The 2278-nt window shown below is 27.2% G+C and carries 3 protein-coding genes; 1 reads left to right on the forward strand and 2 read right to left on the reverse strand.

Going from position 1 to position 2278, the window contains the following annotated elements; translation table 11 throughout:
• On the forward strand, nucleotides 1-674 hold a 674-nt coding region (locus ACQCX0_RS02720; protein WP_462562635.1), incomplete at its 5' end, for an NAD(P)H-dependent oxidoreductase.
• A 29-nt stretch (nucleotides 675-703) separates the two neighbouring features.
• Here ACQCX0_RS02720 and ACQCX0_RS02725 read toward each other — a convergent pair.
• Complete coding sequence (locus ACQCX0_RS02725; RefSeq protein WP_462562636.1) at nucleotides 704-1372, reverse strand: class I SAM-dependent methyltransferase; 669 nt, start codon at nucleotides 1370-1372, stop codon at nucleotides 704-706.
• Nucleotides 1373-1490: 118 nt separating this feature from the next.
• On the reverse strand, nucleotides 1491-2278 hold a 788-nt coding region (locus tag ACQCX0_RS02730), incomplete at its 5' end, for an ABC transporter permease (RefSeq protein ID WP_462562637.1).

Consider the following 2278-nt stretch of genomic DNA (forward strand, 5'->3'; position numbering starts at 1 on the left):
TTAATAAAAGAGGAAAGAATATGACTCAAAACATCATTGAACTTTTAAATTTTAGACATGCTTGTAAAGAGTTCAATCACACTAAAAAAATTAGTGACCAAGATTTTAACACAATTTTAACTGCCGGAAATCTTTCTGAGAGTTCTTTTGGGTTTGAACCTTGGCATTTTTTAGTAGTACAAGATACAGATTTAAGAAAAAAACTAAAAGAACTAACTTGGGGCGGGCAAAAACAAATTCCTACGGCAAGTCATTTATTATTAATTTTAGCAAGAAAGAATATTACTCCTACCTCTTCTTATAGTGAGCATATTCTTACTAAAGTTCAAAAACTGCCACCAGAAGTCATCAAGCTTAAAAAAGATTTTATTCAAGATTTTCAAGACAATGACTTTAAACTTACTAATAATCCGAAACAATTATTTGATTGGGCTGCTAAACAAACTTATATAGCTTTAGCCAATATGATTTTAACAGCAGCTTCTTTAAAGATAGACTCCTGTCCTATGGAGGGATTTAACCAAGATAAGATAAATCATTTCCTAACTGAAAATTTAAAAGTTGATACCCAAACTTTTGGTATTGCAAGTATGTTAGCTTTTGGTTATAGAAATGCAGATCCTACTCATCCTAAAACTCGTAGAGATATAAATGAAGTAGTAACTTGGTTTTAAATAGGTAATTTATTTTTTGTCTATTATGGTTAGTTCGTATTATGAGAATCTTTAGTTGTAAGATAATAAATAATAGCAGGCGGAATATTTCTAATAATATATACATGATTTATAATATAGTGGCTATGAAATTCATTAATAATCCTTATTTTTTGATAATTCTTTTTTCTAAGTATTTTTACTATAGGATATTCAAAATACGAAATTACTCCGTCATGATTAATTAAATAGCTATATTTCTTTAAGATCTTAGTTAAAATTTTATTAGAGAAATAATTAAAAGGTAATCCTGAGATTATATAATTAAATTTATAATCAGGATTAAAATCTAAAATAGACATATTATGCACTATCAAATTAGGTAGATAAGCATATTTTTTAGCTAATTTTTTAGCAAAAATAGTATTAATTTCTACAATATCAATGGTATCATGAGGCTGTAATTTATTAATTATTTGTTTGGTAAAAACCCCTGTACCAGCCCCAACCTCAAGTATTTTTTTAGGTTTCTTTTGAACTATGCCTGACGTTATCCCCTTTGCTAAACTCTTAGAGCTGGGAAATATTGCCCCAGTATTCTTGTGATGTTTAGGATGCATATAATAGTATATAAAAATCAGAAAAGATTTATTTTTTCTTAATAATACCAATAATAACACTAAGGGAATAATTATATAATCATGCAGGGAATGTATCATTGTATTTTACTTTTTATCATTACTCTTATAGTATAAAGATTTACCTTGTATCTCTTGTGTAAATTAAAAATATCTTTAGTGCTAATTTTTTCTTATTATATTATAACCTATAGTATAGTTAATTTTTTAACCTATAGCCAGATCTAACTACATAGTAGGTTATTAATAACAAGATACTATTAAGTATAAATAACCAGATAGCTTCTGTAATTACAGAAAAATCATTAACACCGTTAAACCCATATCTAAATCCGTCTATCATATAAAAAAATGGATTAAATAGGGTAATTTTATGTATGATATCAGGTAACCTAGAGGTGGAATAAAAAGTTCCTGATAAAAAAGATAAAGGTGTTATGACTACCGTAGTAAAATAAGCTATTTGATCAAAGGTTTTTGCTAGAAAAGCCGCTAACATCCCCAGCAGTGCTAAAATACCTGCTGATGCAAATGTAAAATAAACTATAATAAAAATATTATATATATCAAGTGATAATGAAAAAAATAAAATTATTATTGCTACTATAGTGATGAGTACTGCTCTAGTTATACCTGCTAACCAATACGCTAAAGTAATTTGTAAGGGAGTAAGTGGAGACATTAACATATCTGCTATATTACCTATAATTTTAGAAGTAATAATAGAACTAGAAGTATTAGCAAAAGCATTCTGCATAATTGCCATCATTATTAACCCCGGCACTAAAAAATTAACAAATCCTACTTTGTGTGCATCTATTCTATCTCCTACCGAGAAATAAAAAACAAATAAAAATAATCCTATAGTAATCAGAGGACTAAAAATAGTTTGCCCCCAAACATTCATAAATCTTTTTACTTCTTTAGTGTAAAGAGTAAAAAATTCTACCATATCTGAATAATTTTTCATGATATCCTTATTATATT

This window comes from Candidatus Hepatincolaceae symbiont of Strigamia maritima (assembly GCF_055505085.1).

Bases quoted from the DNA above. Each gene is read 5' to 3' on its own strand.
- ACQCX0_RS02725 (WP_462562636.1), bottom strand. From the start codon at position 1,372: ATGATACATTCCCTGCATGATTATATAATTATTCCCTTAGTGTTATTA.